The organism is Polaromonas sp. P1_A2 (assembly GCF_056406895.1).
The window spans coordinates 414574-440086 of the sequence record NZ_JBFTZI010000004.1 but is presented as its reverse complement, the minus strand read 5'-3'; the positions used below and the strand labels follow the sequence as shown (position 1 = coordinate 440086).

The following is a 25513-nucleotide window of genomic DNA, read 5'->3' as shown; positions in this document are numbered from 1 at the left end:
GATCAGAAGTCTTTGCACGAGCTTGGCAGGTACTTCTTGGGGATCGCGTTGGACGTACCGTCGGTACCGCAGCTCCAGGCAACAGTGCCGGTGGAGGTGCTACCAATGCCGCGCAGAATCATGGTCTTGCTGGCAGCGCCAGACAGGCCGGTGTCGTTCTTGGACGTCACGATGATGTCACCTTGCGTGGAGTTGACACCCGAATAGGACACCGAAGCAACATACTTCGAATCCTGGGTCTGCACACCCATGGAAGCCTGGTTCAGCAGCATCGTGGACTTTTGCGAGAAAGTCTCGGACACAGCGGTACGGCCGGAAGATGCGGCCAGCACAACTTCAGAGACCTTGGCGCGGACCATGTAGTCCTGGTAAGCCGGCAGGGCCACCGCAGCCAAAATACCAATGATCGCAACCACGATCATCAATTCAATCAGGGTAAAACCCTGCTGGAGAGAACGCTTCATAAAAAGCTCCTTAAATGAAAAACAAACAAACACAGATAGCGGGCAGGTTAGAGCAGTTTCTGTGCCAGACCGGACTTAGCCCCTGAACTCGCGGCTTTGACATAGGGAATGAGCAAAAAACCGGCTTACTTGTAGCGCTTCTTGTCAATTCAAGCCATCGGAAATGGCATTTTTGTCACTCTATTTCCCCTGAGCCAAATTGACGGCGAGCCTCCGAGCCGATTACCCAGCTCACCCGATATGCCGGATCAACCATTTGGTCAGTTCATCCGTATAGTCGGGCGCAACACCGGCATCCTTGAGCTTCCATTTGAAGGCATTGCCAAGCTGGGCTTTCTTGTAGGTATTTAGTTTGTGCTGTCTTTTGAAATGGTAAATCTGATCCGCCATTTTTCCGAGCAGCTTGGTGGATTTCTGCGCAAATGCCTTGTCCCCAATTTGGTTGGCCGGAGGCATGCCCTCCAGGAAATACCGTGCGAGAGATTCGCCAAACGTCTTCGCTTCACGAGCGTCAAACCAACTCAATACCATGTGGCCTCCGGGTGCTTTTCACGATTGTGGCATTATAAAAATGCTGCCCCAGCAATGTAGCAAGTTCGGGAGCAGGTTGGCATCCCCCTTGTTCGAGACGCATTCAGGAAGCAATGGCGGACTTTCCCCCTGCTGGGTCCAATGAGGCGCAAGGTCCGTTTTCAATCCATAAATCGCCGGCCAGCTCTGCAACACATTGAAGAGGTAAGGGATGGGAATATTTGATCGGGCCACAAAAGCCGAACGTCCTGCCGCGGGAATTGTCCGGTCGAGCCCCGAGCCGTCCGCCGTGCAGTTGCTGGAGCAAGGCATGGCGCTCGAACAACAAGGACAAGCCGAAGAGGCACTGCGGTGCTACGACATGGCCGTCAGCCTGATGCCCGAACTGGCGCGGGCGCACTTCAACCGGGGCACCATTTTGCTGGACCGCGGCGATGCGCAACAGGCCCTGGAGGCCTTCAGCAACGCCGTGCGCTACAAACCGGACTCCGCCGGCGCCCATTTCAACCTGGGGGCCGCTTATTCACGGCTGGATCAGCACGAGGCGGCCGTCCCCGCCTACCGCGAGGCGCTGGCGCTCAAGCCGGATTTCGGCGAGGCGGAAATCGCCCTCGGAGCGGCGCTTGAAGAGCTCGGGCAGGATGAAGCGGCGGTGGCAAGCTATCGCCGCGCACTGGAGATCGATCCAGCTTATACCGAGGCGTATGACAAGCTGATCAAGGTCCTGAGCCAGTCTGGGCGATTTGATGAACTCGCGGACACCTATCACCGGATGCTGGAAACCGATCCCCACAACGCGGATTGGCTCAACAACCTGGGAGCCGTCCAGAGAAAACTGGGGCGGTTTAAAGATTCAGCCATCAGCTTTCGCCGGGCAGTAGCGGCCGATCCGGATGATGCGCTGGCGCACAACAACCTCGGCGCCACCTTGCGCACGCTGGGGCAGCTCACGGACGCAGTGCAAAGCTATCGCCGGGCTTTAGAGATCCGGCCTGACTTCATCGAGGTCCATCACAACCTGGGCAATCTTCTTTCCGACCTGGGCCAGACTGACGCCGCAGTGGCGAGTTACCGCCAGGCGCTGGAGATCAACCCTGACTTCGCCGAATCGCTCACCGCCATGGGCGCGGTTTTTCAGACACAGGGACAATTTGACGAAGCGGTTGAATGCCACCGGCGGGCCTTGGCCATCAAACCGGATTACGCGCAGGCCCACAGCAATCTCGGAAATGCCCTGCAGGATCTCGGGCAGCTTGAAAGCTCCCTGAAGAGCACGCGCCGCGCGCTGGAGCTCCAGCCGGACTTCACGGATGCTCACAACAGCCTGCTGTTCGTACACAACTATCTGGCCGACCAGCCTGTTGCGAATTTGCTGATCGAGGCCAGGCGTTTTGGCGAGGTGCTTGCGCGCCGTGCCCGGCCGGCGATGGCTTGGCGCAATACACCCGACCCACATCGCCGCCTCCGCGTGGGCCTGGTTTCCGGGGATTTTTGCATCCACCCCGTCGGCTATTTTCTGGATGCTGTTATGGCGGCCTTGGCTTCCAGCGCCACCTCGCTGGAACTGTTCGGCTATCCCACACGCAGCTGCGATGACGAACTCAGCCGGCGGCTCAAGGCCTGCTGCCGCGCATGGCATCCGGTGGCAGGGCTTTCCGATGAGCATGTGGCCGAACTGATACGCGAAGACGGTATTGACATCCTGATCGACCTCTCGGGGCATACCGCGTTCAACCGCCTGCCGGTATTTGCCTGGAAACCCGCACCGGTGCAGCTCTCCTGGCTGGGCTATTTCGCGACCACTGGGGTGCAGGCGATGGACTACCTCCTCGCCGACCCTTGGACCTTGCCGGTCAGCGAGGAAAGCAGCTTCACCGAGAAGATCTGGCGCCTGCCGCAAACGCGGCTTTGCTTTACGCCCCCTCGTGCGGATATCGGCGTCTCGCCGCTTCCGGCCCTGTCCAACGGCTATGTCACCTTCGGCTGCTTCAACAACCTGACCAAGATGAATGATGCCGTGGTGAAATTGTGGGCCCAGATACTGAATGCCGTGCCGGCGAGCCGCTTGTTTCTCAAGGCCCGCCAAATCAAGCAGATGTCCGCACAGCGCGAGGTCATGGCCCGTTTCGCGGCCCATGGTATTGAGGAGGGACGGCTGATTCTGGAAGACTATGTTCCCCGCGAAAACTATCTGGCCGCCTATAACCGGGTTGACATCGCCCTGGACCCTTTTCCCTACCCGGGCGGGACAACGACGGCGGAAGCCTTGTGGATGGGTGTGCCCGTGCTGACACTGGCCGGCGAACGGTTTTTGTCGCGCCAGGGTGTCGGCCTCATGATGAATGCGGGACTGCCCGAATGGGTCGCCTCGGACCCCGGCGACTATCTCGCCCGTGCCGTCGCGCATGCCGGCGACTTGCGAAAACTATCCGAGTTGCGCGCAGGCTTGCGGCCGCAGGTGCTGGCCTCGCCGATCTTTGATGCGCCGCGCTTTGCCGGGTACTTTGAAACGGCGCTGCGCGGCATGTGGCAAGCATGGTGCGCGGAAAATACCGCGCCCGCAGCCGCACAAACAGGAAGCCGGCGATGAGCGCACCTGGGCCGGCGGCCAAGGCCGGGGGGCCCGTCGCAGGCGCCGCCAGCGGGGCGCCCTTGAATCCCGGACCATCGGCCGAACAACTGCTGGAGCAAGGCATGGCGCTGGAGCAGCACGGGCAGCCCGAAGAGGCATTGCTGCGCTACGACTCCGCCATAGCCTTGATGCCGGAACTCGCACGGGCGCACTTCAACCGGGGCACCATTTTGCTGGACCGCGGCGACGCGCGGCAAGCCCTGGAGGCCTTTACCAAGGCCGTGCAGTACAAGCCGGACTCGGCCGGCGCCCATTTCAACCTGGGGGCCGCATATGCCCGGCTGGACCACCATGAGGCAGCCGTGTCCGCCTACCGCCAGGCGCTTTCGCTCAGGCCCGATTTTGCGGAGGCGGAGATGGCCCTGGGCGCGGCGCTGGAAGAGCAGGGACACGAGCAGGAGGCCATCAAAAGCTATCGCCGTGTCCTGGAGATCGAACCCGGCCACGCCGCGGCGCAGAACAAGCTGGCTTACAGCCTGCTGCGGCTCGACCAATTCGATGAAGCCACAGCCTGCTTCCGCCAGATCCTTGTTCGGGATCCACACAATGTCGAAGCCCTCAACAGCCTGGGACTCCTCCTGAGCATCAAGGGCCAGTTTCACGAGGCGGTCAGCCAGTACCGGCTGGCGGTGAAGTTGAAGCCGGACTTTCTGGCCGCGCATGGCAACCTCGGCAACGTATTGATGGACCTGCACCAGTTCAGCGACGCGGCAGCAAGCTATCACAGGGTGCTGGAACTCAACCCCGATAGCGCGGATGCGTACAACAACATCGGAAGCGCATTCAAGGACCTCGGCGACTTGGGCAAAGCCTTGGTGAGTTACCGCAGGGCCATGGCCCTCAGGCCGGAGCTGGCAGTGGCCCACAGCAATCTTTTGATGGTCCAGAACTACCTGTCCGAGCAGCCGCCTGAAGAATTGTTCGAGGAGGCACGCCGGTTTGGTGAAACGGCCGCTCGCCTGGCCCCCTCCTTCGAGCCTTTGAACAACAGCCCGATGCCCGACAGATGCCTGCGGGTGGGTTTTGTCTCGGCGGACTTGAGCGCCCATCCCGTGGGTTATTTTGTTGAGAGCATTCTGGCCGCCCTGTCGGCTGAAAAAGCCGGACGCCTGGAGCTCTTCGCCTATTCCAATTCAGCGCAATCGGACGAGGTGACCGGAAGGATCAAATCCCACCTCCAGGGCTGGCATCCGGTACATGACCGATCCGATGCATCGCTGGTCCAGCAGATACGCAATGACCGCATAGACATCCTGATTGACCTGTCCGGCCACACGGGAGGCAACCGCCTACCCGTCTTTGCAGCAAGGCCCGCCCCCGTGCAGATCAGCTGGCTGGGCTACTTTGCCACCACGGGCGTCGCGGCCATCGATTACCTCATTGCCGACCCATGGACGCTGCCTCCGCACCTGGAGAGCCATTTCACCGAGAAAATCCTGCGCCTGCCGCAAACCCGGCTGTGCTTTACCGCACCCACGCTTGACCTTGACACGGCAGCACTGCCCGCACTGGCCAACGGTTACGTCACCTTCGCCTGCTTCAATGCGCTGCCCAAGATGAACGACGCCGTCGTCGCCCTATGGGCCAGAATATTGCATGCGGTGCCCGGGAGCCGCCTGCACCTCATGGCCTCCCAACTCAATGAGGCCTCAAACCGGCAAGCGACCCTGGAGCGATTCGCGGCGCATGGAATCGAGGCGTCGCGGCTGCTGGTTCAAGGTCCCGTGCCGCGCGACAGGTACTTGCAGGCTTACCATCGCGTGGACATCGCCCTCGACCCCTTCCCCTACACAGGCGGCACCACCACGGCCGAGGCGCTATGGATGGGGGTGCCGGTGCTGACATTGGCGGGCAACACCTTTTTATCGCGCCAGGGCGTCGGATTGCTGATGAACGCCGGTTTGCCCGAGTGGGTCGCCACTGATGCCGACGACTATGTGAAGCGGGCGGCTGCGCACGCCGGCGATCTGCAGAAACTGTCCGCGCTGCGCTCGGGCTTGCGGCCCCAGGTGCTGGCCTCGCCGATCTTCGACGCGCCGCGCTTTGCCCGGCACTTTCAGGCCGCCCTGCGCGGTGTATGGCACAAGTGGTGCGAGCGGAATACTTCACAATTCTCGGCTCCACCGCACATTGAAGAGGTACGAAATGGGAAGATTTGAGCCGGCGATGGAAACCGGGCCGTCCGCCGCGCAGTTGCTGGAGAAAGGCATGGCGCTCGAGCAGCAAGGGCAACTCGATGAAGCGCTTCGCTGCTACGACATGGCCGTCAGCCTGGTGCCCGAGCTGGCGCGGGCGCACTTCAACCGGGGCACGATTTTGCTGGACCGCGGCGATGCGCGAGAGGCCCTGGAAGCTTTCACCGAGGCCGTGCGCTACAAACCGGACTCGGCCGGCGCCCATTTCAACCTGGGAGCTGCTTACTCGCAGCTGGACCAGCACGAGGCGGCCGTTTCCGCCTACCGCGAAGCGCTCGTGCTCAAACCGGATTTCGCCGAGGCGGAGATGGCTCTGGGAACGGCGCTTGAGGAACTCGGGCAGGACCAGGCGGCGGTGGAAAGCTATCGCCGCGCACTGGAGATCAACCACGACTATGTCGAAAGCCACGAAAAACTCGTCAAGCTGCTGGGACGGCTCGGACGCTCCAACGAGCTCGCGGCCGTCTACCGCCATATGCTGGAGCTCAATCCCGACAACGTGGAAATACTCTATAACCTGGGCCTGGTCTTGCGCCACTTGGGTCGCATGCAGGACGCCGCCAGCAATTTCCGGCGCGCGGTGGAACTCAGGCCCGACTTCATTGATGCCTATTGCAATCTCGGCGACATCTCTATCGGGCTGCGCCTCTTCGATGACGCGGTGGCAAGCTACCTAAAGGTGCTGCAACTGGAGCCCGAAAACGCCGGGGTACATCAAAACCTGGCGGCCGCGCTGAAAGATATCGGCCGGCTGGACGAGGCATTGGAAAGCTACCGCCGCGCCATAACTATCAAACCGGATTTTCCGATCGCGCACAGCAACCTCTTACTGATTCAGCATCTGCTGTCCAGGTTCTCGGTCGAGCAACACCTGGAAGAAGCCCGGCGCTTCGGCGCGATGGTTGCCCGGCTTGCCCCACCCGCCGTCGCCCCGGGGAATCTGGCGGATTTCTCCAGATGCCTGCGAATCGGATTTGTCTCAGCCGACTTGCACTCCCACCCTGTGGGCCATTTCATTGAAGGCGTGCTGGCTGCATTGTCGACGGAGGCACCCGGCCGGCTGGAACTCTTCGCCTATTCCAACTCATTGATTGCGGACGAGGTCACGGCCCGGATCAGGCGCCACTTCCACCACTGGCAATCGGTGGTTGGCTTGCCCGACGAAGCCATGGCCCGGATCATCCGCGATGACGGCATAGACATCCTGATCGACCTGTCCGGCCATACCGGCAAGAACCGCCTGCCGGTCTTTGCCTGGAAACCCGCTCCCGTGCAGATGAGCTGGCTGGGTTACTTCGCCACCACCGGCGTCGCGGCCATCGATTACCTGATTGCCGACCCCTGGACCTTGCCCCCCGAGCTGGAGAGCCATTTCACCGAGGAAATCCTGCGCCTGCCGGAAACCCGGCTTTGCTTTACCCCGCCCACACACGATGTGGATGTCACGCCTCTTCCTGCCTTGCGTAACGGCTACGTGACCTTTGCCTGCTTCAATACCCTGTCCAAGATGAACGATGCCGTCGTCGCCCTGTGGGCCCGCGTACTGCATGCCGTGCCTGGCAGCCGCTTGCAACTCGTCGCGCCACCGGACCAGCAGGCCCGCTTGCAAGGCATCGTTGCCGGGCGTTTTGCCGCTCACGGTATAGCCGCAGAGCGGCTGCTGGTGTTGAACGCAGGGCCTCGCGCGGCCTATCTTGCGACCTACCAGCAGGTCGATATCGCTCTCGATCCCTTCCCCTACACGGGCGGAACAACCTCGGCCGAAGCCTTGTGGATGGGCGTGCCGGTGCTGACTTTGGCGGGCAAGAGCTTCCTGGCCCGCCAGGGCGTCGGCCTGCTGATGAATGCCGGCTTGCCCGAGTGGGTGGCCGAGGATGCCGATGACTATGTCAAGAAGGCGGTATTGCATGCCGGCGACCTGCCGCGCCTGGCATCGCTGCGCGCCAGCATGAGGGAGCAGGTGCTGGCTTCACCGGTTTTCGACGCGCCGCGCTTTGCCCGGCATTTTGAGCAAGCCCTGCGCAACGTGTGGCGCAAGTGGTGCGAGGAACAGGCGGCATCGAAATCGCGGGCACAGACCTGAGCCCCCGCGCGTTGCAGTTCCCGGCAAACCCTTACTTGATACAGACCGAGCGAACCATCTTCAAGTCGGTCAGGCCCATCAGCACTTTTTCCATGCCGTCCATCTTCAGCGTGCGCATGCCGCTGCTGACCGCGCTGGCGAACAGTTCCGCGACACGGGCGCGCTCCTGGATCAGTTTTTTCGCGGCGTCGTCGGCGATCATGAGTTCGTGCAGGCCGACGCGGCCTTTGTAGCCGGTCTTGCCGCATTTATCGCAGCCCACGGCGCGGTACACGGTGAGCTTGCCGTCCTTGCCGTAGCGCTCCATCCAGTCTTCAAACAGCTTTTGCGACTCGCCACCCTCATCGGCCTTCCAGGCGTCGGTGTGTCGCAACTCTTCAGAGTATTCCTTGATGAAATCCTTGATTTCCTGCGAACTCAAGACATGAGCCTCCTTGCAGTCGCATAATTTTTTGGCCAGGCGCTGCGCCAGGATGCCCAGCAGCGCGTCGGCAAAATTGAAAGGGTCCATGCCCATGTCCAGCAGGCGCGTGATGGATTCGGGCGCCGAGTTGGTGTGCAGGGTCGAGAACACCATGTGGCCGGTCAGCGAAGCCTCGACGCCCATGGCCACCGTTTCCTTGTCGCGCGACTCGCCGACCATGATGATGTCCGGGTCGGCCCGCAGGAAGGCGCGCATGACCAGCGCAAAGTCGATGCCGGCTTTGCGGTTGATCTGCACCTGGCGCAGGCCTTTCTGGGTGATTTCAACCGGGTCCTCGGCGGTCCAGATCTTGGTGTCCGGCGTGTTGAGGAATTTCAGGATGGAATGCAGCGTGGTGGTCTTGCCCGAACCCGTGGGGCCGCAAACATAAAAGAGGCCGTAGGGTTTGGAGACGGTTTTTTCCAGCCGCTCCTTGTTGTGCGCCGTCAACCCGAGCTTTTCCAGCGGAATCGGCTCGCCCGCGGCCAGGATCCGCATGACCACGTCTTCCACACCGCCGGCCGAGGGGATCGTGGCGACGCGCAGCTCGATGTCGAGCGGGCCGTACTTCTTGAACTTGATCTTGCCGTCCTGCGGCTTGCGCTTTTCGGAAATGTCCAGGTCGCACATGATCTTGAGCCGCGTGACCATGGCCTGGCGGAACTGGGCCGGCACCTCGATATAGGGCTGCAGGGTGCCGTCCACACGAAAGCGTATGCCGGTCTTGGCCTTGCCGGGCATGGGCTCGATGTGGATGTCCGAAACCTTCTGGTTGTAGGCGTCGATGATGACCTTGTTGACGAACTTGACCAGCTCGTTATCGGCCGCCGCGGACTCCAGTGAGGAATCGTCGGCGGATTCGCCTTCCAGCGGCGAGTCCATGTCCGCCAGCAACTGGTCGATGGAGCTGCTGTCCGCGCCGGCGCCGAACAGCTGGTTCAGCGTCTCCTCAAACTCGGTCTGGGTGGTGACGCGGTAAGCGAACTTGGTGATGCGCGGAAACACCTGCGGCACGACGCGCGCCCCGCGCACGGCTTCCGGGTCCATGCACATGATCACCAGGCCTTCGGTGGTTTCTTCCAGCGGTATCCAGCCCTGCTGCTCGATGAAATCGCGCTTGAGCGGGCCGTGCAGCATTTCAGAGCGTATGCGGCCGGTGTTGAAAGACTCGTAGCCCACGCCAAAAAACTTCGCCAGGGATTGGCCGATCTGGGCGGGGCGCAGATGGTAGTTGGCCATCAGCATGTGCTCGACCGACTTGCCCTCCTCGCGCGCCTGCTGGATGCATTGCTGCAGTTCGTTCTGCGACAGCACGCCTTCGGTGACCAGCCCGTCGTACTTGGTCGCCTTGCGGCGCTGGCCGTCCTCCGCCCTCTGCATCCGCTGGCGTATCGCGATGCCCAGTGTTTTGCAGAGCTGGCGCGCGCCGTCCTCCTCGAGCTTGCCGAAGGGCTGGTCGCTGCGGTTGTTGATGACCTGCAACACGCCGTACAGCGTGTCGCCGTCCATGACGGGCGCCACCAGCATCTGCTTGGTCCTGTAGCCCGAGCGCTTGTCGACCTCCTGGAGGAAGCTCAGGGCCGGGTGGATTTTCTTGAGGGCCTCTTCGTCGTAGACATCGGCGATGTTGACCATCTGCCGGGACATGGCCACATAGCCGGCGATGCTTTGCGCGCTGACCGGAAGTTTCAGGTCGCGGCTGGTGTTGAGGCCGGTCTTGACCTTGGAGACGATGGACGTGCGGTCCTCGTTGACGGCGTAGAGGGTCAGCCGGTCGGCGTTGAAGAGCTTGCAGATGTCCTGGCTCGCCTCCAGCATGATCTGGTCGATGTTTTCGGTCTCATGGATGCGGTTGGTGACCAGCTGCAGCTGCCGGAAGTACAGCGCCTCGAAGGTGACGCCGCGCTCCTGCGGCGGCAGCATCTGCGAGTCGAAAAACTCGTCCTGGGGATCGCGTTGCAGTACGGCGCTCATAGTTCAAACTCCTGGCCTGCCCGCAGCCACCGGATGTCGTGCGTCACATTGGGGCCAAACGGCCGTGTCTGGTCGAAACGCTGTATCTCGGCCATGATGAGATCGGTCTCGGCGGGCTTGGTGTGGGTGATGTAAATCGGATAATTTTTGCCGCGCTCTATGCAGTCGAGCTCGTTGGCCAGCGCATGAGGCGACAGGTGCAGGCTGCGCTTGGCAAGGTCGCGCTCGCGGTTGCTGAAGGCGGTTTCGATGACCAGCATGGCCACGTTCATCTGGTTGATGCGGGCCCACAGCGCCGGGTTCTGCTCGGTATCGCCGGTGAACACCCAGCAGCCCTTGCCGGTGGCCACGGCGTATCCCACGGCCGGCACGGTGTGCACGGCGGGCAGCACTTCCACGTGCTTTCCCGCCAGCAGCAGGGTCTGCCCCACATCCAGGGGGTGAAAGCTGACGAACGGCGCCTGCGGCGTGGGAATCCTGGAAAAATCCGGCCAGATGGTGTTGTTGAAGATATGCGCTTTCAGCGCTTCGATCGTGCCTTGCAGCGCGTGTATCTGTATCGGCGTGGTACGCCGCGCCGCGATGGCGTCCACCATCAGCGGCAGCGCGGCGACGTGGTCCAGGTGCGAGTGCGTCAGCAGCACGTGGTCTATGCCGGCCATCTCGTCGAGCGTGAGGTCGCCCACGCCCGTGCCCGCATCGACCAGCAAATCATGGTCCAGCAGAAAAGACGTGGTCCGGCAGTCCTTGGCGATGGCTCCCGAGCAGCCTAGTACACGTACTTTCATGTGGTTTTCCGGTTGGCCCTGAGTTGGTCTTTGTATTATTTGGTCTCAAAATTGGTTGCGCCATCCCACTCCGGATCAAACGGCAACAGCCTCATCGAGGCTACACGCTCCGCGTACAGCCGGTAAAGGAACTTTTTGCCATTTGCCCGCTGCAAATTTAGTAACTGCACGTCACATTGGTCCCAGTCCTGGGCCCGATAGGCCTTCAAAGCCAGGCCCCAGGTCTTCAATTCGTCGGCATTGTCCTTGTCGATCCGGTCCGCCGGCGCCAATGGCCAAAAAATGGCCACAGCCTGATCTTTGCCCTTCACGCGGACTTTGTCCAGCTCCTGCCATGCAAAGTCCCCAGCCAGTTTGCGGGTGGACTCGCTGACCACGATATCGACACCATAGGTTTTGGACAAGCCCTCCAGGCGCGAGCCCAGGTTCACGGCGTCGCCGATCACGGTGTAGCTGCGGCGGATGTCCGATCCCATATCGCCCACGCACATGGTGCCGGTGTTCAGGCCTATGCCGATGCCGATCTCGGGTAAACCCTTGGTCCTGTGCTCTTCATTGATCCTGCGCACGGCGTTTGACATCTCGAGCGCGGTTTTCACGGCCAGCGCGGCATGGTCGGGCGTGTCGACAGGGGCGCCCCAGAACGCCATGACGCAGTCGCCCATGTATTTGTCGATGGTGCCGCGGTTGCCGCGTATCAGGTCCGTCAGGCGGCTGAAGACGCTGTTGAGCAGCGCCTGCAGCTGGGTCGGCTCCATGGTTTCGGACATCTTGGTGAAGCCGCGCATGTCGCAGAACATGACGGTCAGCTCCTTGGTGGTCGCCTTCATGTTGTAACTGTCGGGGTCTTTCACCATCTCGTCGACCAGCTCGGGCGGTACATAGGTGCCGAACAGATTGGCCAGCTCGCGCTTGGAGCGGCTTTCCACGAAATAGCCGTAGCTCATGTTGAGCGCGAAGGCCGTCAGTGCCATGACCAGCGCGCTGGCCAGCGGCAGCACCAGGCCGTAACCCGCATACAGCCAGAAATTCAGCCCGCCGATGGCGGCGATCACGGCCAGGCTGACCAGGACCGCGCGGGAAGCCGAGAGCATGGGCAGCGCGAAAGCCAGCGTCAGGCCCGACAGCAGCAGGATGACGACCTCAAAGCCGACGGCGTAATCGGGCTTGACGAACACCTTGCCGTCCAGGAAACCCGAGATCACGTTGGCATGGGTTTCCACGCCGGGGTAGGTCTCCCCGACCGGCGTCACCCGCAAATCAAGCAGGCCGGGTGCCGTGGTGCCTATCAGGACGATTTTGTCCTTGAGCGCGCCGGGCGCCAGGCGCTTGCCCAGCACGTCGGCCGCCGAGATGTAACGGAAGGAGCCACCGTTGGCGCCGCCATGGCCCCGGAACGGCACCAAGGTGGCGACCCGGTCATCGACCGGAATCGCCAGGGTCTTGCTGCCCTGCTTGAGCAATATGCTTTCCAACCCCTGGTAATTGCGCGTGAGGAATTTTTCCGGCGGGAACCCGGGCTCGACCCGGGGCAGGCCCGCCAGCATGCGGAACATGGCCAGCGCCAGCGATTCGTAGTATTGCCCCTTGTATTCCGCCAGCAGGGGGATGGAGCGCACCACGCCGTCGCCCTCGGTGATGGAATTGAAAAAGCCGCCCAGCGGCGCGGCTTTGGCCAGTTGCTCGATGTTGGCGCCGTAGCCGTTCCAGCTGGTGAACTTGATGGGGCGGCCGGCCAGCGCATCGCGGCCCATGACGGGCGCCGGCAGGACGCCGTTGACGCGCCCATCGCGGTCGCTGGTGAAGTAATAGCCCATCACGACGGGCCGCTTTTCGATCGCCTTGGCGAACACCGCGTCGTAGTCCAGCCCGGCCTGCAGCTGGTTGAGTTTTTCCGCGAAACCGGGCTGGTCCTTGAGCTCGGCCTGCGCCAGCTGCTTGAGCCGCTTCAGGCCCGAACTGTCGTCGGCCTCGGCGAACACCACGTCAAAGCCCAGCAGGGCCGTCTTCTGGCGGTCCTGCAGTTCCTCGACCAGTTCCGCGAGCTTGTTGCGCCCCCAGGGCCAGCGGCCGACCTCGGCCAGGCTTTTTTCGTCGATGTCGACGATGACGATGCGTTCATCGAGCGTGCGCGGCATGGTTGCCCGAAGCCGCGCGTCGTAGAAGATGTCGTCCAGCCGCTGCAACACCCCGAGGCGCATGACACCGCCGGCATGCAGCAGGGCAAACACAAGCGGGATCAGCGTGACAGCGATGCGGGGCCAGTGCCGGGAGAGGAGTCTCATGAGACCTCGGGTGTTGGGTGCTGACGGTCCGCGTTACGGCGAAGCCCGGGCGGGCACCCGGGTCAATGTTGGACGAACTGCATCTGCGTTCCGGCCAGCTCAAGCATGTCGCCGTTTTTCAGGATGACAGGCTCGGCCCCGATAGGCGCACCGTTGAGGGTCGGTTTCCCGGCGCCTTCCACGTGGGCCACGACAAAGCCCTGGGGCCGTTTGGTGATCGCGGCCACCGCGACGCCCGGCTTGCCGATGGTGGTCACCACCTTGACCAGCGCCACTTCGCGGCCGGCAGCGGCCCCCGACATGACCTTGATGGCCGCGCTGATGTTGCCGCCCACGTCGGCGGCGGCGGGCGCCGCTGCCGGCGCACCGGCAGGAGGCGCGACCAGACCCGCGGAACCGGCCTTAATGATCATGGTTTTTTCGAAACCGGCAGGCTGGGCCTCGTTCACGTACTTGATCTTGTACTTGCCGATTTCCACCGTGTCGCTGTTTTGCAGCAACAGTTTTTTCACGGCCTTGCCGTTGACATAGGTGCCGTTGGTGCTGTTGAGGTCTTCAAGGTACACCTCGTTACCGGACATCTGCAGGACGGCGTGCTCCCCGCTGACAGCGAGGTTGTCAATGACGATATCGTTGTAGGGCCTGCGGCCCAGGGACGTCCTGTCTTTCGTCAACTGGACTTCCTTGATCACAACGCCGTCAATAGAGACGATCATTTTCGGCATGGCCGACTCCTGTCTGTTTTTAAATTTTCAGTCACCGCTTATTTTCCCAGCATTCTCGACAAAAGGCCGCGCTTGGCCGAGTCTTCTTTCGCATAAGCCAGCAAGACGGAAATATTATCGCGTCCGCCGGCCTCGTTCGCCGCCGCAATCAGCTGTTTTGACTTCTGCTCCAGCGTCCCGGCGCCCGTCAGGATGGCGGCAATACCCGGGTCCACCACCATGTCCGACAGGCCGTCGGAACACATCAGGTAAAGATCGCCCGGCTCCACGCGGTGCTCATTGACCTCCACCAGCACGGTGTCTTCCACGCCCAGGGCGCGCGTCACCAGGTTCTTGTTCAGGGAGGTCAGCGCCTGCTCGGGCGTGATCAGCCCGGCGTCGATCTGCTCCTGGAGCAGCGAATGGTCCTTGGTGATCTGCTGGAGTTCCTGGCCGCGCAGGCGGTAGCAGCGCGAATCGCCGATATGGCCCAGCATCAGGCGCCCGTCCTGGAAGACGCCCACGACCAGCGTGGTGCCCATGCCCGTGTACTGGGGGTTGGAGTTGGCCGCGTTGAAAATCGAATGATTGGCGTTTTCCACGCAGATTTCCATTGCCCGGCGCACTTCCTTGGCATTCGCATGCCGGCCGGCCTGGGACAGCCAGCGTCCCATTTCCGACTTGATGAAGGCCACGGCCATGCCGCTGGCGATCTCGCCGGCGTTGTAGCCGCCCATGCCGTCCGCCAGGATGCAAAGCCGCGTTGCCGGGTCAAACGCCACCGCATCCTCGTTATTGTCCCGCGTCAGCCCTGGGTCGGTATGTGTACAAATCTCGTAGATCATCTTGTTCGTGTTGTCACTGGGAATCTTTGTCGGCGGCGGGCGGCCTGGAGACAACGGTTTTTTCGAAGGTCTGGGCGCCGCCGGCATTCAAGGCCTGGGTGGCATCATAGGCCCTGGGCTCGGCCGCCTGCGCGGCGGGGGCGGATTGCACCACCGTGGCGTCGAATGTGGCCGCGGGCGCGGCCGGCGGGACGGCATGGGGCGAAGGAGCGGGGGCGGACAGGGGTGCGCCGCCGTCCAGGGACGCGATGATTTCGCGCAGGTCGGCGGCGAAACGGTCGCCGTCCTGGTAGCGAAGCTCGGGCTTTTTGGCCAGCGACAGCGCGACCACCTCGGCCAGCCGGGCGGGCAGCTCCTTGCGGATGATGCGGATGTCCGGCGCCTCTTCGTTGGCGATCTTGTACATCAGCTCGGCCATGGAGTCGCCCCGGAAAGGCAGCACGCCGGCCAGCATCTGGAACAGCATCACCCCCAGCGAATACAGGTCCGAGCGCCCGTCGACCTTCTTGCCGGCGATCTGCTCGGGCGACATGAAGCTGGGCGTGCCCAGCACCAGGCCGGTCTTGGTCTTGCTGGAGTCGGTGATGCGGGCGATGCCGAAGTCGGTCACCTTCACCGTATCGCTGTCGATCTCATACATGATGTTGGCCGGCTTGATATCCCGGTGCACCACGTTCTGCTTGTGCGCGTAGGCCAGGGCTTCGGCCACCCGCGCCACGATGGACAGGACCTTGGGCACGGGCAGCAGGCTGCCGTCCTTGGTGACGTCGGCCAGGTCCTTGCCCTTGAGGAATTCCATCGCGATATAGGCCAGGTCGTGCTCCTCGCCCGCATCAAAAATCGTCACGATGTTCTGGTGCTGCAGGCGCCCGGCCGTCTCGGCCTCGCGGAAGAAGCGCTCGCGCGCGTCGTCGAGTTCCTCGCCCTCGAACTCCTGGCTCAGCGCCATGGTCTTGATGGCCACGACACGGCCTATCTTGGGGTCCTTGCCGAGATAGACCACGCCCATGGCGCCCTTGCCCAGCTCTTTTTCCACCTGGTAGCGGCCCAGCATGGGTTTTTCGACGGCGCCGCCGTCCAGCAGCATGGTGCCGCCGGGGTGGGAGCCGCCGCCGCCCAGGATGACCGTCTCCGACAGGTTTTTGGCGCGGTTGAGCTTGGACTGCAGGTCCTTGTGGTTCTTGTTGTAGGTGGCCATGTACTCATACACGGCCTGGGCCTTGTTGAACTGACGCTTGCGCTCGAAGTCCAGCGCGAGGTTGTTCATGTTGTCCATCAGCGCGTCGGTGAAGGGCACGCGGCGGAAGCGGTCAAAGGCCATGTCCAGCTGGCCCTGGCCTTGCAGCGCCAGGCCCATCATGCGGTTGGTTTCGGCCGACTCTTCGTCGGACTTGAGCTTGCCCGCCTCGGTCATGAGGAAGCGCTTGGTGGTCAGCGCCAGGTGGCCTATGACCAGCAGCGCGGCGGGGAAGACAAATTTGAGCCAGGTCGCGGCCGCCGACAGCAGGCTGAACTCGACCACCAGCAGCACCACGAAAAGCAGCAAGGTGACGACGGCCGCCTTGCCCGCCGACAGCCTGGGCAGGCCCGCGATCAGGTAGCCGGCCACCAGCAGCAGCACCCCCAGCGTGGCCCACACGCCCCAGCCCGGCTGCACAATGAAATGCTCGCTCAGGATGCTGGAGGTGATGTGCGCGATGGTTTCCGCCGGCGACAGCCCGGGGCCGGCCGGGGTCGGGAACTGGGTGCCCACGCCCGCGGCGGTGGCACCGATGATCACGATCTTGTCCGCGTACTTGGCGGCCGGGATCTTGCCGGAAATCACGTCGTAGAACGAGTCCACCGCGAAAGCGGGCCGGCCGTCCCTGCCTTTGTAGAACTGCGGCAGCATCAAGGCCGATTCGTCCGTCTTGACCATCAGCTTGCCGATCTGCACCGACTCGCCCACATTGAGCTTGATGTCCGCCGGCCCGAGGTTCAGGCTCTTGGCCGCCACCAGCAGGCTCATGGAGGGCACAGCCTTGCCGTAGTAATTGATCAGCAACGGCTCCTGGCGCACGGCGCCGTCCACGTCGGGCAGCTGGTTGAGGTGGGCGATGCCGGCGGCCGCCGCGCCTATCTGCTCGATGGGCTGCTGCCCGCGTATGGCCGGCAGCGAGAAGTTGTTGGTTTCATCGACCGCGCTCTTCAGGGCATAGGCCGGCAGCGGGTTGTCGGGGCGGCCCTGCGGCACACCCAGCTGGAAAACAGAGGGCACCAGGACGTTGCCGGCCTTGCCCATGCTGGCCGCGAGCTTGGCGTCGGTATCCAGGGCGACTTCGGCCTCGGCGATGACCTTGCCGAGCTGCTCGGGCAGCCCACCCTGGGCCGCCGTCGCCGGATCGGCGGCCGGGCCGAGCGCTTCCTTCATCTTGCGGATGAACACCAGCCCGCGGTCCGTCTGCGGCTCAAAGAAAAAAGCCGTGTGCGCGATGGTTTTGGCCTTGGCGGCCGAAAGCTGGTCGATCAGCTGCGCATGCACGTCGCGCGGCCAGGGCCAGCGCCCGATGTTGGCAATGCTCTGGTCGTCGATGGCGATGATCGCGATGCGGTCGGAAGGCTGGCGCGAGGTGCTGGTGCTCGCGAAGTCGTAATAGCGGCGCTCCAGCGTGCCGAAAAAATCGGTCAGGCCGTGCAGAAAAAGGACGGCCAGCACCACCAGGACCCCGACAAACCAGTCGGCCCGCCAGAACTGACTCAGCTTTCTAGATGATTTGGCCACTACCCGTCCCTTGTCCTGTTTCGCTGTGCATAAGCTAGACGATTTTTAATTGCTTTGTATTACCGGCCGCCCGGCGACGCCGTCGTTTTGGCGCACCAAGCAACGCCCGCCGCCCTTTGTTTCGGCAGGTTACAAGTCTCCTGATAAGGGACATTAACAGACGGGGTGCGGCTGGACAAGGGACTTTTGCACGGCAGCCGTGCCGACTGTTGCAAATAAGTGGTATTTCAGCGGATGTGCAAAAGCCCGCGGCATGCGGGCTTGAGGCAAGCGCAGGCCTTTCGCCCCGCGGCTGCGGGACGGGCGGGCGGATTTCAGGCGGAAGGGGCTTTTTTCTGCTGCCGTTTGGTGAGATAGGTGCCCAGCGCCACGACCAGCACAGCGCCCAGAATCCCGCCAAAGGTCACGGTTTGCTCGCTGACGGCGCCGAAATAGCCAGCCACGGCCGGGTCGGTCAGCAGCATTTCGCCGGCCAGGAAGCCGAGCAGGGCGGCGCCTATGGTGATGATGATGGGGAAACGTTCCATGACCTTGGTCAGCAAGGTGGCGCCGAAAATGATCAGCGGGATGCTCACCAGCAGGCCCAGGACCAGCAGCGGCAGGTTGCCCTTGGCGGCGGCGGCCACGGCCAGCACGTTGTCCAGGCTCATGACCAGGTCGGCGATCAGGATGGTGCGGATGGCGGCCATCATCCCGTTGATTTCATGGCCTTCACCGTCTTCGTCTTCCTCGCCCTTGAGCAGGTCCACGCCGATATAGACCAGTAGGATGGCGCCTATGAGCTTCAGGTAGGGCAGGGTCAGCAGCTGGATGGCCACAATGGTCAGCACGATACGCATGACGATGGCCGCGGCGCTGCCCCAGAAGATGGCTTTGCCGCGCTGCTCGGGCTTGAGCGTGCGCGCCGCCATGGCGATCACCACGGCGTTGTCGCCCGACAGCACGATGTTGGCGAGGATGATGGAGCCAAAAGCGCTCCAGAAAAGCGGGGACGCGAGGTCCAGTCCGAAAATCATGGCTATCTCCTGTTATGAATGAAAAAAAGCGCTGTGCAGCGCTTTTTTTGTTTTTGCGAGTTTAGCCCGTATGGGCGCAGGCGGCGTTCGTAGTAATGCTTACGACCGCCGCCCCGGCCTTACAGCCTTACAGCAGGCCCTTGAGCAGCTTGCCCATTTCCGAAGGATTGCGCGTCACCGTGAAGCCGCAGGCTTCCATGATGGCCAGCTTGGCGTCGGCCGTATCGGCGCCGCCGGAGATCAGCGCACCCGCATGGCCCATGCGCTTGCCGGCCGGGGCCGTCACGCCGGCGATAAAGCCGACGATAGGTTTTTTCATGTTGGCCTTGCACCATTGGGCGGCTTCGGCTTCATCGGGGCCGCCGATTTCGCCGATCATGATGACGGCGTCGGTGTCCGGGTCGTCATTGAAGGCCTTCATCACGTCGATGTGCTTGAGGCCGTTGATCGGGTCGCCGCCGATGCCGACGGCGCTGGACTGGCCCAGGCCGATTTCGGTCAGTTGCGCCACGGCTTCATAGGTCAGCGTGCCGGAGCGGCTGACCACGCCGATGCGGCCCTTGCGGTGGATGTGGCCGGGCATGATGCCGATCTTGATTTCGTCGGGCGTGATCAGGCCGGGGCAGTTGGGGCCCAGCAGCAGGGTTTTCTTGCCGCCGGCGGCTTCCTTGGCCTTCATGCGGTTGCGCACTTCCAGCATGTCCTTGACCGGAATGCCTTCGGTGATGCAGATCGCCAGGTCCAGGTTGGCCTCCACGGCTTCCCAGATCGCGGCTGCCGCGCCCGCGGGCGGCACGTAGATGACGGACACCGTGGCGCCGGTGGCCTTGGCGGCCTCGGTCACGTTGGCGAAAATCGGGATGCCTTCGAAGTCTTCGCCGGCTTTCTTGGGGTTCACACCGGCCACAAAGGCCTCTTTGCCGTTCGCGTAGTCGCGGCACATGCGGGTGTGGAACTGGCCGGTCTTGCCGGTGATGCCCTGGGTGATGACTTTGGTGTGTTTGTTGATGTAGATCGACATGCTTGTGTTCTCCTGGGCTTACTTGACGGCGGCCACGATTTTGGTCGCGGCTTCGGCCATGGTGTCTGCGGCAATGATGGGCAGACCGGAGTCGGCCAGCATCTTCTTGCCCAGGTCTTCGTTGGTGCCCTTCATGCGCACGACCAGCGGCACGGAGAGGTTCACGGCCTTGCAGGCGGTGATGACGCCGTCGGCGATGGTGTCGCACTTCATGATGCCGCCGAAGATGTTGACCAGGATGCCTTTGACATCGGGGTTCTTCAGCATGATCTTGAAGGCTTCGGTGACTTTTTCAGCCGTCGCGCCGCCGCCCACGTCCAGGAAGTTGGCCGGCTCGCCGCCGAACAGCTTGATGGTGTCCATGGTCGCCATGGCCAGGCCCGCGCCGTTGACCAGGCAGCCGATGTTGCCGTCCAGGCTGATGTAGGCCAGGTCGAACTTGCTGGCTTCGACTTCGGCCGGGTCTTCCTCGTCCAGGTCGCGGTAGGCGACGATTTCGGGGTGGCGGAACAGCGCGTTGGCGTCGAAGTTGAACTTCGCGTCCAGCGCCATGACTTCGCCCTTGCTGTTGCGGTTCAGCGGGTTGATTTCAACCAGCGAGGCGTCGGTGTCCATGTAGCACTTGTAGAGCTTTTGCAGGATGTCGACGGTCTGCGGCACGGAGTCGGCGGGCATGCCGATGCCGCTCGCGATTTCCTTGGCCTGGGCGTCCGTCATGCCGACCAGCGGATCGACAAACACCTTGATGATCTTTTCGGGGTGGGAGTGGGCCACCTCTTCGATGTCCATGCCGCCTTCGCTGGAGGCGATAAAGGCCACCTTTTGCGATTCGCGGTCGGTCACGGCCGAGACGTAATATTCTTTCTGGATGTCGGCGCCGTCTTCAATATAGAGGCGGCGGACTTTCTGTCCTTCGGGGCCGGTCTGGTGCGTCTTGAGCTGCATGCCCAGAATTTCGCCGGCGATGCGCTTGACGTCCTCAATGGTCTTGGCGACCTTCACGCCGCCGCCCTTGCCGCGGCCGCCCGCGTGGATTTGCGCCTTGACCACCCATACCGGGCCGCCTAGCTTCTGGGCGGCTTCCACCGCTTCCTGCACCGTGAACGCCGGAATGCCGCGCGGCACAGGCACACCAAAATTGCGCAAGATTTCCTTGCCCTGGTACTCGTGAATTTTCATGAAAAACCTTCAGAATTCAGTAAAAGAGGGGGTGCAACTGGGATTTGGACAGGGCTGTGGGGTGTCGGAAACAGGCCACACCGGCCCAAAAAACCACGTCGGCGGTCACTGCAGGCAGCAACGCAGAACTGTATCATGGTGCGACGCACAATTCTTGTGCCCGGCTTACACCCCAAAATAGCCCCGAATTGGGCATTTTTAAGCTGTTTTTGGCCTGCCAGCACACCTCCTGGGTTTGCCTTGTTGGCGCATTTCGTTCTGTTGTCAGTACCTGGAAGTCCTCATCCATGCCCAAAGTTTTTATTGACGGAGAAGCCGGCACCACGGGCCTGCAAATCCGCGAGCGGCTGCAAGCCATGCCGCAGATCGAGCTGGTCAGCATCGCGCCCGAACTGCGCAAGGATGCGGCAGCCAAGCGTGCGTTGATGGCGCAGGTGGACATGGTGATCCTGTGCCTGCACGACGACGCGGCGCGCGAATCGGTGGCCATGATTGATTCACTGCCCGGCAAAAAACCCAAGGTCATTGATGCCTCCACCGCGCACCGCACCGTGCCCGGCTGGGTCTATGGCTTTCCCGAACTGACGCAGACGCAGCGCGCCGCCGTGGCGGCCGCCGAGCGCGTCGGCAACCCCGGCTGCTATGCCACCGGTGCGATCGCGCTGATCCGCCCGCTGGTCGACGCCGGTGCGATACCGGCCGATTTCCCCCTGAGCCTTCCCGCCGTGAGCGGTTACTCCGGCGGCGGGCGGCAAATGATTGAAGACTACGAGGCCGGCACTGCGCCCGCGTTTGAGCTCTACGGCCTGGGCCTGAAGCACAAACACCTGCCCGAGATCATGAAATACACCGGCCTGTCACGCCGCCCGGTGTTCATTCCTTCCGTCGGCAATTTCAAGCAGGGCATGCTGGTGCAGCTGCCGCTGCACCTGGACCTGCTGCCCGGCAAGCCGACCGGCGTGCAGCTGCAGGACATGCTGGCCAAACATTACGCCGGCAGCGAATGGGTGACCGTGGAAGCCGCGCCCGAGTCAAACAAACTCGATGCGCTGGCGCTCAACGACACCAACAAGATGGAGCTGCGCGTGTTCGCCAATGAAGAGCACCGCCAGGCCGTGCTGGTGGCGCGGCTGGACAACCTGGGTAAGGGCGCGTCAGGCGCCGCTGTGCAGAATCTCAAGTTGATGCTCGGGTTGTAAGCTCAATCCTCATCTGCCTGCACCACGCGGCGTATCACCTCGCCGCCAAAGCCCCGGGCCGCCAGAAAGCGCATTTGTTTGGCGCGGCCGGCCGCGTCGGGCGCCGGCCCCTCGAATTTTTTGCGCCAGATCTCGCGGGCGCGTTCCAGCTCGCTGCCCTTGAGGCTGTCCATGGCGCCGGCCACGCGCTCCGCGCTGAGGCCTTTGCCCAGCAATTCATGCTTGATACGCGCCGCGCCAAAACGGCCGGCGCGCCGGTTGATCACCGATTCGACCACACGCGCTTCACTGATGAAATCCTTGGCCTGCAAGTCGTCCAGCACCTGGGCCAGCTGGCCCGGCGTTTCCTCATGGGGCGCGAGTTTGCGTTCCAGCTCAGCCCGTGAATGCTCGCGCCCGGCCAGGTAGCGCAGGGCGCGGCCCTTGAGCGAAAGGCCGAAACCCGCACGGGTGGCGGGTTTCGGGGGTTTGCGATCTGAGGGCTTGTCCATGGTCAACGCGCCTGGGCCGCGCAAGCACTGCCTTTTGACGGCTGCTCCGCGCTCCCAGGCTGGCTACCAGCTATCAGGCTGCGGCCTTGGCGGGTTTTTCAGCTTTCTCAGCCTTGGCCGGCTTCTCGGCCGGGGCATCGACACTGCCGGCAACCTGCACCAGCGGGATGCCCAGCGATTCACGCACCTTGTTTTCGATCTCGATCGCGAGTTCGGGGTTTTCCTTGAGGAATTCACGCGAGTTGTCGCGGCCCTGGCCGATTTTTTCGCCGTTGAAGGCGTACCAGGCACCGGCTTTCTCAACGATGTGGCCGGCCACCCCCAGGTCCAGCACCTCGCCCAGGCGGCTGATGCCCTCGCCGTAAAGAATGTCGAACTCCGCCGTCTTGAAGGGCGAAGCCACCTTGTTCTTGACCACCTTGACGCGGGTCTCGTTGCCGATCACCTCTTCGCCCTTCTTGATCGAGCCGATGCGGCGGATGTCCAGGCGTACCGAGGCGTAGAACTTCAGCGCATTGCCGCCCGTGGTGGTTTCGGGCGAGCCGAACATCACGCCAATCTTCATGCGGATCTGGTTGATGAAGATGACCGTGCAATTGGCCTTCTTGATGGTGGCGGTGAGCTTGCGCAGCGCCTGGCTCATCAAACGGGCCTGCAGGCCGGGCAGCGAGTCGCCCATTTCGCCTTCGAGCTCGGCCTTGGGCGTGAGCGCCGCCACCGAGTCGACGATGATCAGGTCCACCGCGCCGGAGCGGGTCAGGGAGTCGACGATTTCAAGCGCCTGCTCGCCGGTGTCGGGCTGGGAAATCAGCAGGTCCTGTAGGTTCACGCCCAGCTTTTGCGCGTACTGGATGTCCAGCGCGTGCTCGGCGTCCACAAAAGCGCAGGTGCCGCCCAGTTTTTGCATTTCGGCGATGACCTGCAGGGTCAGCGTGGTCTTGCCGGACGATTCCGGGCCGTAGATTTCAACCACCCGGCCGCGCGGCAGGCCGCCCACGCCCAGGGCAATGTCAAGGCCCAGGGAGCCGGTGGAAACGACCTGGATGTCCTCAATCACTTCGCCGTCGCCCAGCTTCATGATGGTGCCCTTGCCGAACTGCTTTTCGATCTGGGCCAGCGCGGCTTGCAAGGCCTTGGCCTTTTCGGTGTTCAGGGCGGCGCTTTGCACGGGGTTCTGGGCGGGGTTCAGCTTGTTGGTCAGTTCCATGAAAAACTCCTTGAAAATCAATGATGTAAAACTTGTTGCCTGGATTCCAGTCTCTGCTTTTATTCACAGCGCTGGATGCATGACCAGTACTTTATGGGCGCTATAAAAATAAGTAAATCCTATTTTTAGTCAGTTTGCCTGATCAAATGGCTTACCATGCTTTTATGGCAGAAACGACACTCCCAGCCCCCATGCCCAGCCCCTTTGGCGCGACCGAGGCCGGCTGGCGGCAGACCCACCTGGGGCGGCTTATGGGCCATGCGCTGCGCCGCTTCGACGAGCGGGTGCTCTCGCTGATGGCCAGCAGCGTGGAGGTGCCGCTGGCGCTGTCCAACCTGGCGGCGCGCGACCAGGTCGGCGCCGCCCACATCCACATCACGCGCCACTTGGCCGTGGCCGGTTCGCGCCTGACCGACCTGGCGCAGAGCGCCGGCATGAGCAAGCAGGCCATGGGCGACCTGGTCGACCAGTGCGAGGCCTGGGGCCTGGTCAAACGCCAGCCCGACCCGCACGACAAACGCGCCCGCCGGGTGGTGTTCACCGAGTCAGGCCTGCTCTGGCTGGAAGCCTTCCACCAGGCGGTGCGCCAGGCCGAGGAGGAATTCCGCCAGGCCGTGGGGCATGATGTGGCCACCGTGGTGGCGCTGGGGCTGGAGGCTTATGCGGGAGCTTGAAGATCTCAACTCCCCATTCCAGCAGGGGCCGCGGAACCGGCTTTGCCGGGCCGCAGGCGCAGCGGCCCCCTCGGGGGCAGGGAGCCACACGAAGTGAGCGACCGTGGGGGCCCTATTCGAGCCTAGAATTTGCCGAAGAACACAAACCCACCCGCAGGCCGCAACAGGCCGGCAAATGGAGACTGGAGACAACCATGCGTATTCTGATTGCCGAAGACGACCAGGTACTGGCCGATGGCCTGCTGCGCACGCTGCGCGCCTCCGGCGCGGCGGCCGACCACGTGGCCAGCGGCACCGAGGCCGACGCCGCGCTGCTCACCAACACCGAATTCGATTTGCTGATCCTGGACCTGGGCCTGCCGCGCATGCACGGCCTGGAGGTGCTCAAGCGCCTGCGCGCGCGCGGCTCGGCCATGCCCGTGCTGATCCTGACGGCCGCCGACAGCGTGGAAGAGCGCGTCAAAGGCCTGGACTACGGCGCCGACGACTACATGGCCAAACCGTTTTCGCTGCAGGAACTCGAAGCCCGCGTACGCGCGCTGATACGCCGCGGCATGGGCGGCGCCAGCAGCACCATCAAGCACGGCCCGCTGGTCTACGACCAGGCCGGCCGCGTCGCCACCATAGACGGCCAGATGCTGGAGCTGTCGGCGCGCGAACTCGGTTTGCTTGAAGTGCTGCTGCAGCGCGCCGGCCGGCTGGTCAGCAAGGACCAGCTGGTGGAGCGCCTCTGCGAATGGGGCGAGGAGGTCAGCAACAACGCGATCGAGGTCTACATCCACCGCCTGCGCAAGAAGATTGAAAAAGGCCCGGTGCGGATCGCGACCGTGCGCGGCCTGGGTTACTGCCTTGAGAAAATCCCTGGTTAGCACGTCTTTGCTCCTTCCCCCGCTGGGGGAAGGCTGGGATGGGGGCCCGCGGCCTCCCAAGCCTGAACTGCGGGGGCTATCCACCATCGTCAGCCCCCATCCCCACCTTCCCCCAAAGGGGGAAGGAGTCAA

At 62.8% G+C, this 25513-nt stretch carries 19 protein-coding genes; 6 read left to right on the top strand and 13 right to left on the bottom strand.

The features are described from left to right. Positions 1–2: 2 nt before the first annotated feature. Both AC1D09_RS18070 and AC1D09_RS18065 read right to left on the bottom strand, forming a co-directional pair. Positions 3–464 carry a pilin gene (locus tag AC1D09_RS18070; protein WP_477662136.1) on the bottom strand — a complete coding sequence of 154 codons (462 nt, stop codon included), beginning with the start codon at positions 462–464 and terminating at the stop codon, positions 3–5. Positions 465–695: 231 nt separating this feature from the next. Continuing rightward, positions 696–995, bottom strand: coding sequence for a hypothetical protein (locus AC1D09_RS18065; protein ID WP_477662137.1), 300 nt, complete (start codon positions 993–995; stop codon positions 696–698). A gap of 310 nt (positions 996–1305) precedes the next feature. Between AC1D09_RS18065 and AC1D09_RS18060 the strand changes: the two genes are divergently transcribed. The 3 genes from AC1D09_RS18060 to AC1D09_RS18050 all read left to right on the top strand — a co-directional run bounded on the left by AC1D09_RS18060 (position 1306) and on the right by AC1D09_RS18050 (position 7905). After that, complete coding sequence (locus tag AC1D09_RS18060; protein ID WP_477662138.1) at positions 1306–3585, top strand: tetratricopeptide repeat protein; 2280 nt, start codon at positions 1306–1308, stop codon at positions 3583–3585. 104 nt (positions 3586–3689) lie between these two features. After that, a complete protein-coding gene (locus tag AC1D09_RS18055) occupies positions 3690–5786 on the top strand; it encodes a tetratricopeptide repeat protein (protein WP_477662139.1) in 2097 nt (698 codons plus the stop codon). Further along, the gene (locus AC1D09_RS18050) at positions 5773–7905 is read left to right on the top strand and encodes a tetratricopeptide repeat protein (RefSeq protein ID WP_477662140.1); all 2133 of its coding nucleotides are present in this window, start codon (positions 5773–5775) and stop codon (positions 7903–7905) included. The genes AC1D09_RS18055 and AC1D09_RS18050 overlap by 14 nt, the downstream gene beginning before the upstream one ends. A gap of 31 nt (positions 7906–7936) precedes the next feature. On the opposite strand, the gene AC1D09_RS18045 is transcribed toward AC1D09_RS18050, so the two are convergent. The 9 genes from AC1D09_RS18045 to sucC all read right to left on the bottom strand — a co-directional run bounded on the left by AC1D09_RS18045 (position 7937) and on the right by sucC (position 20941). After that, positions 7937–10342, bottom strand: coding sequence for a GspE/PulE family protein (locus tag AC1D09_RS18045; protein WP_477662141.1), 2406 nt, complete (start codon positions 10340–10342; stop codon positions 7937–7939). After that, a complete protein-coding gene (locus AC1D09_RS18040; protein ID WP_477662142.1) occupies positions 10339–11130 on the bottom strand; it encodes a 3',5'-cyclic-nucleotide phosphodiesterase in 792 nt (263 codons plus the stop codon). The genes AC1D09_RS18045 and AC1D09_RS18040 overlap by 4 nt, the downstream gene beginning before the upstream one ends. 35 nt (positions 11131–11165) lie before the next feature. After that, positions 11166–13415 carry a CHASE2 domain-containing protein gene (locus tag AC1D09_RS18035; protein WP_477662143.1) on the bottom strand — a complete coding sequence of 750 codons (2250 nt, stop codon included), beginning with the start codon at positions 13413–13415 and terminating at the stop codon, positions 11166–11168. A gap of 62 nt (positions 13416–13477) precedes the next feature. Next, the gene (locus tag AC1D09_RS18030; RefSeq protein ID WP_477662144.1) at positions 13478–14140 is read right to left on the bottom strand and encodes an FHA domain-containing protein; all 663 of its coding nucleotides are present in this window, start codon (positions 14138–14140) and stop codon (positions 13478–13480) included. Positions 14141–14178: 38 nt separating this feature from the next. Then, complete coding sequence (locus tag AC1D09_RS18025) at positions 14179–14964, bottom strand: Stp1/IreP family PP2C-type Ser/Thr phosphatase (protein ID WP_074578987.1); 786 nt, start codon at positions 14962–14964, stop codon at positions 14179–14181. 13 nt (positions 14965–14977) lie between these two features. Beyond that, positions 14978–17725, bottom strand: a complete 2748-nt coding sequence (locus AC1D09_RS18020; RefSeq protein ID WP_477662145.1) for a CHASE2 domain-containing serine/threonine-protein kinase — start codon at positions 17723–17725, stop codon at positions 14978–14980. 314 nt (positions 17726–18039) lie between these two features. Next, a complete protein-coding gene (locus tag AC1D09_RS18015; protein ID WP_477662146.1) occupies positions 18040–18741 on the bottom strand; it encodes a TerC family protein in 702 nt (233 codons plus the stop codon). 127 nt (positions 18742–18868) lie between these two features. Continuing rightward, a complete protein-coding gene (sucD, locus tag AC1D09_RS18010) occupies positions 18869–19762 on the bottom strand; it encodes a succinate--CoA ligase subunit alpha (RefSeq protein WP_007870244.1) in 894 nt (297 codons plus the stop codon). Between the two features lie 18 nt (positions 19763–19780). After that, entirely contained in the window at positions 19781–20941 is a 1161-nt protein-coding gene (gene sucC / locus AC1D09_RS18005; protein ID WP_007870246.1) for an ADP-forming succinate--CoA ligase subunit beta, read from the bottom strand. Positions 20942–21228: 287 nt separating this feature from the next. On the opposite strand from sucC, the gene argC reads away from it, so the two are divergent. Then, positions 21229–22140, top strand: a complete 912-nt coding sequence (gene argC, locus AC1D09_RS18000) for an N-acetyl-gamma-glutamyl-phosphate reductase (protein ID WP_477662148.1) — start codon at positions 21229–21231, stop codon at positions 22138–22140. 2 nt (positions 22141–22142) lie between these two features. Here the strand turns inward: argC and recX are convergent, their stop codons facing one another. Continuing rightward, positions 22143–22631, bottom strand: coding sequence for a recombination regulator RecX (gene recX / locus AC1D09_RS17995; protein WP_477662149.1), 489 nt, complete (start codon positions 22629–22631; stop codon positions 22143–22145). A gap of 73 nt (positions 22632–22704) precedes the next feature. Beyond that, on the bottom strand, positions 22705–23838 hold the full coding sequence (gene recA, locus AC1D09_RS17990) for a recombinase RecA (protein ID WP_074579186.1): 1134 nt from the start codon (positions 23836–23838) through the stop codon (positions 22705–22707). 191 nt (positions 23839–24029) lie between these two features. Between recA and AC1D09_RS17985 the strand changes: the two genes are divergently transcribed. Both AC1D09_RS17985 and AC1D09_RS17980 read left to right on the top strand, forming a co-directional pair. Continuing rightward, complete coding sequence (locus AC1D09_RS17985) at positions 24030–24512, top strand: MarR family winged helix-turn-helix transcriptional regulator (protein ID WP_477662150.1); 483 nt, start codon at positions 24030–24032, stop codon at positions 24510–24512. A 194-nt stretch (positions 24513–24706) separates the two neighbouring features. Beyond that, a complete protein-coding gene (locus AC1D09_RS17980; RefSeq protein WP_007870259.1) occupies positions 24707–25381 on the top strand; it encodes a response regulator in 675 nt (224 codons plus the stop codon). Positions 25382–25513 lie beyond the last annotated feature (132 nt).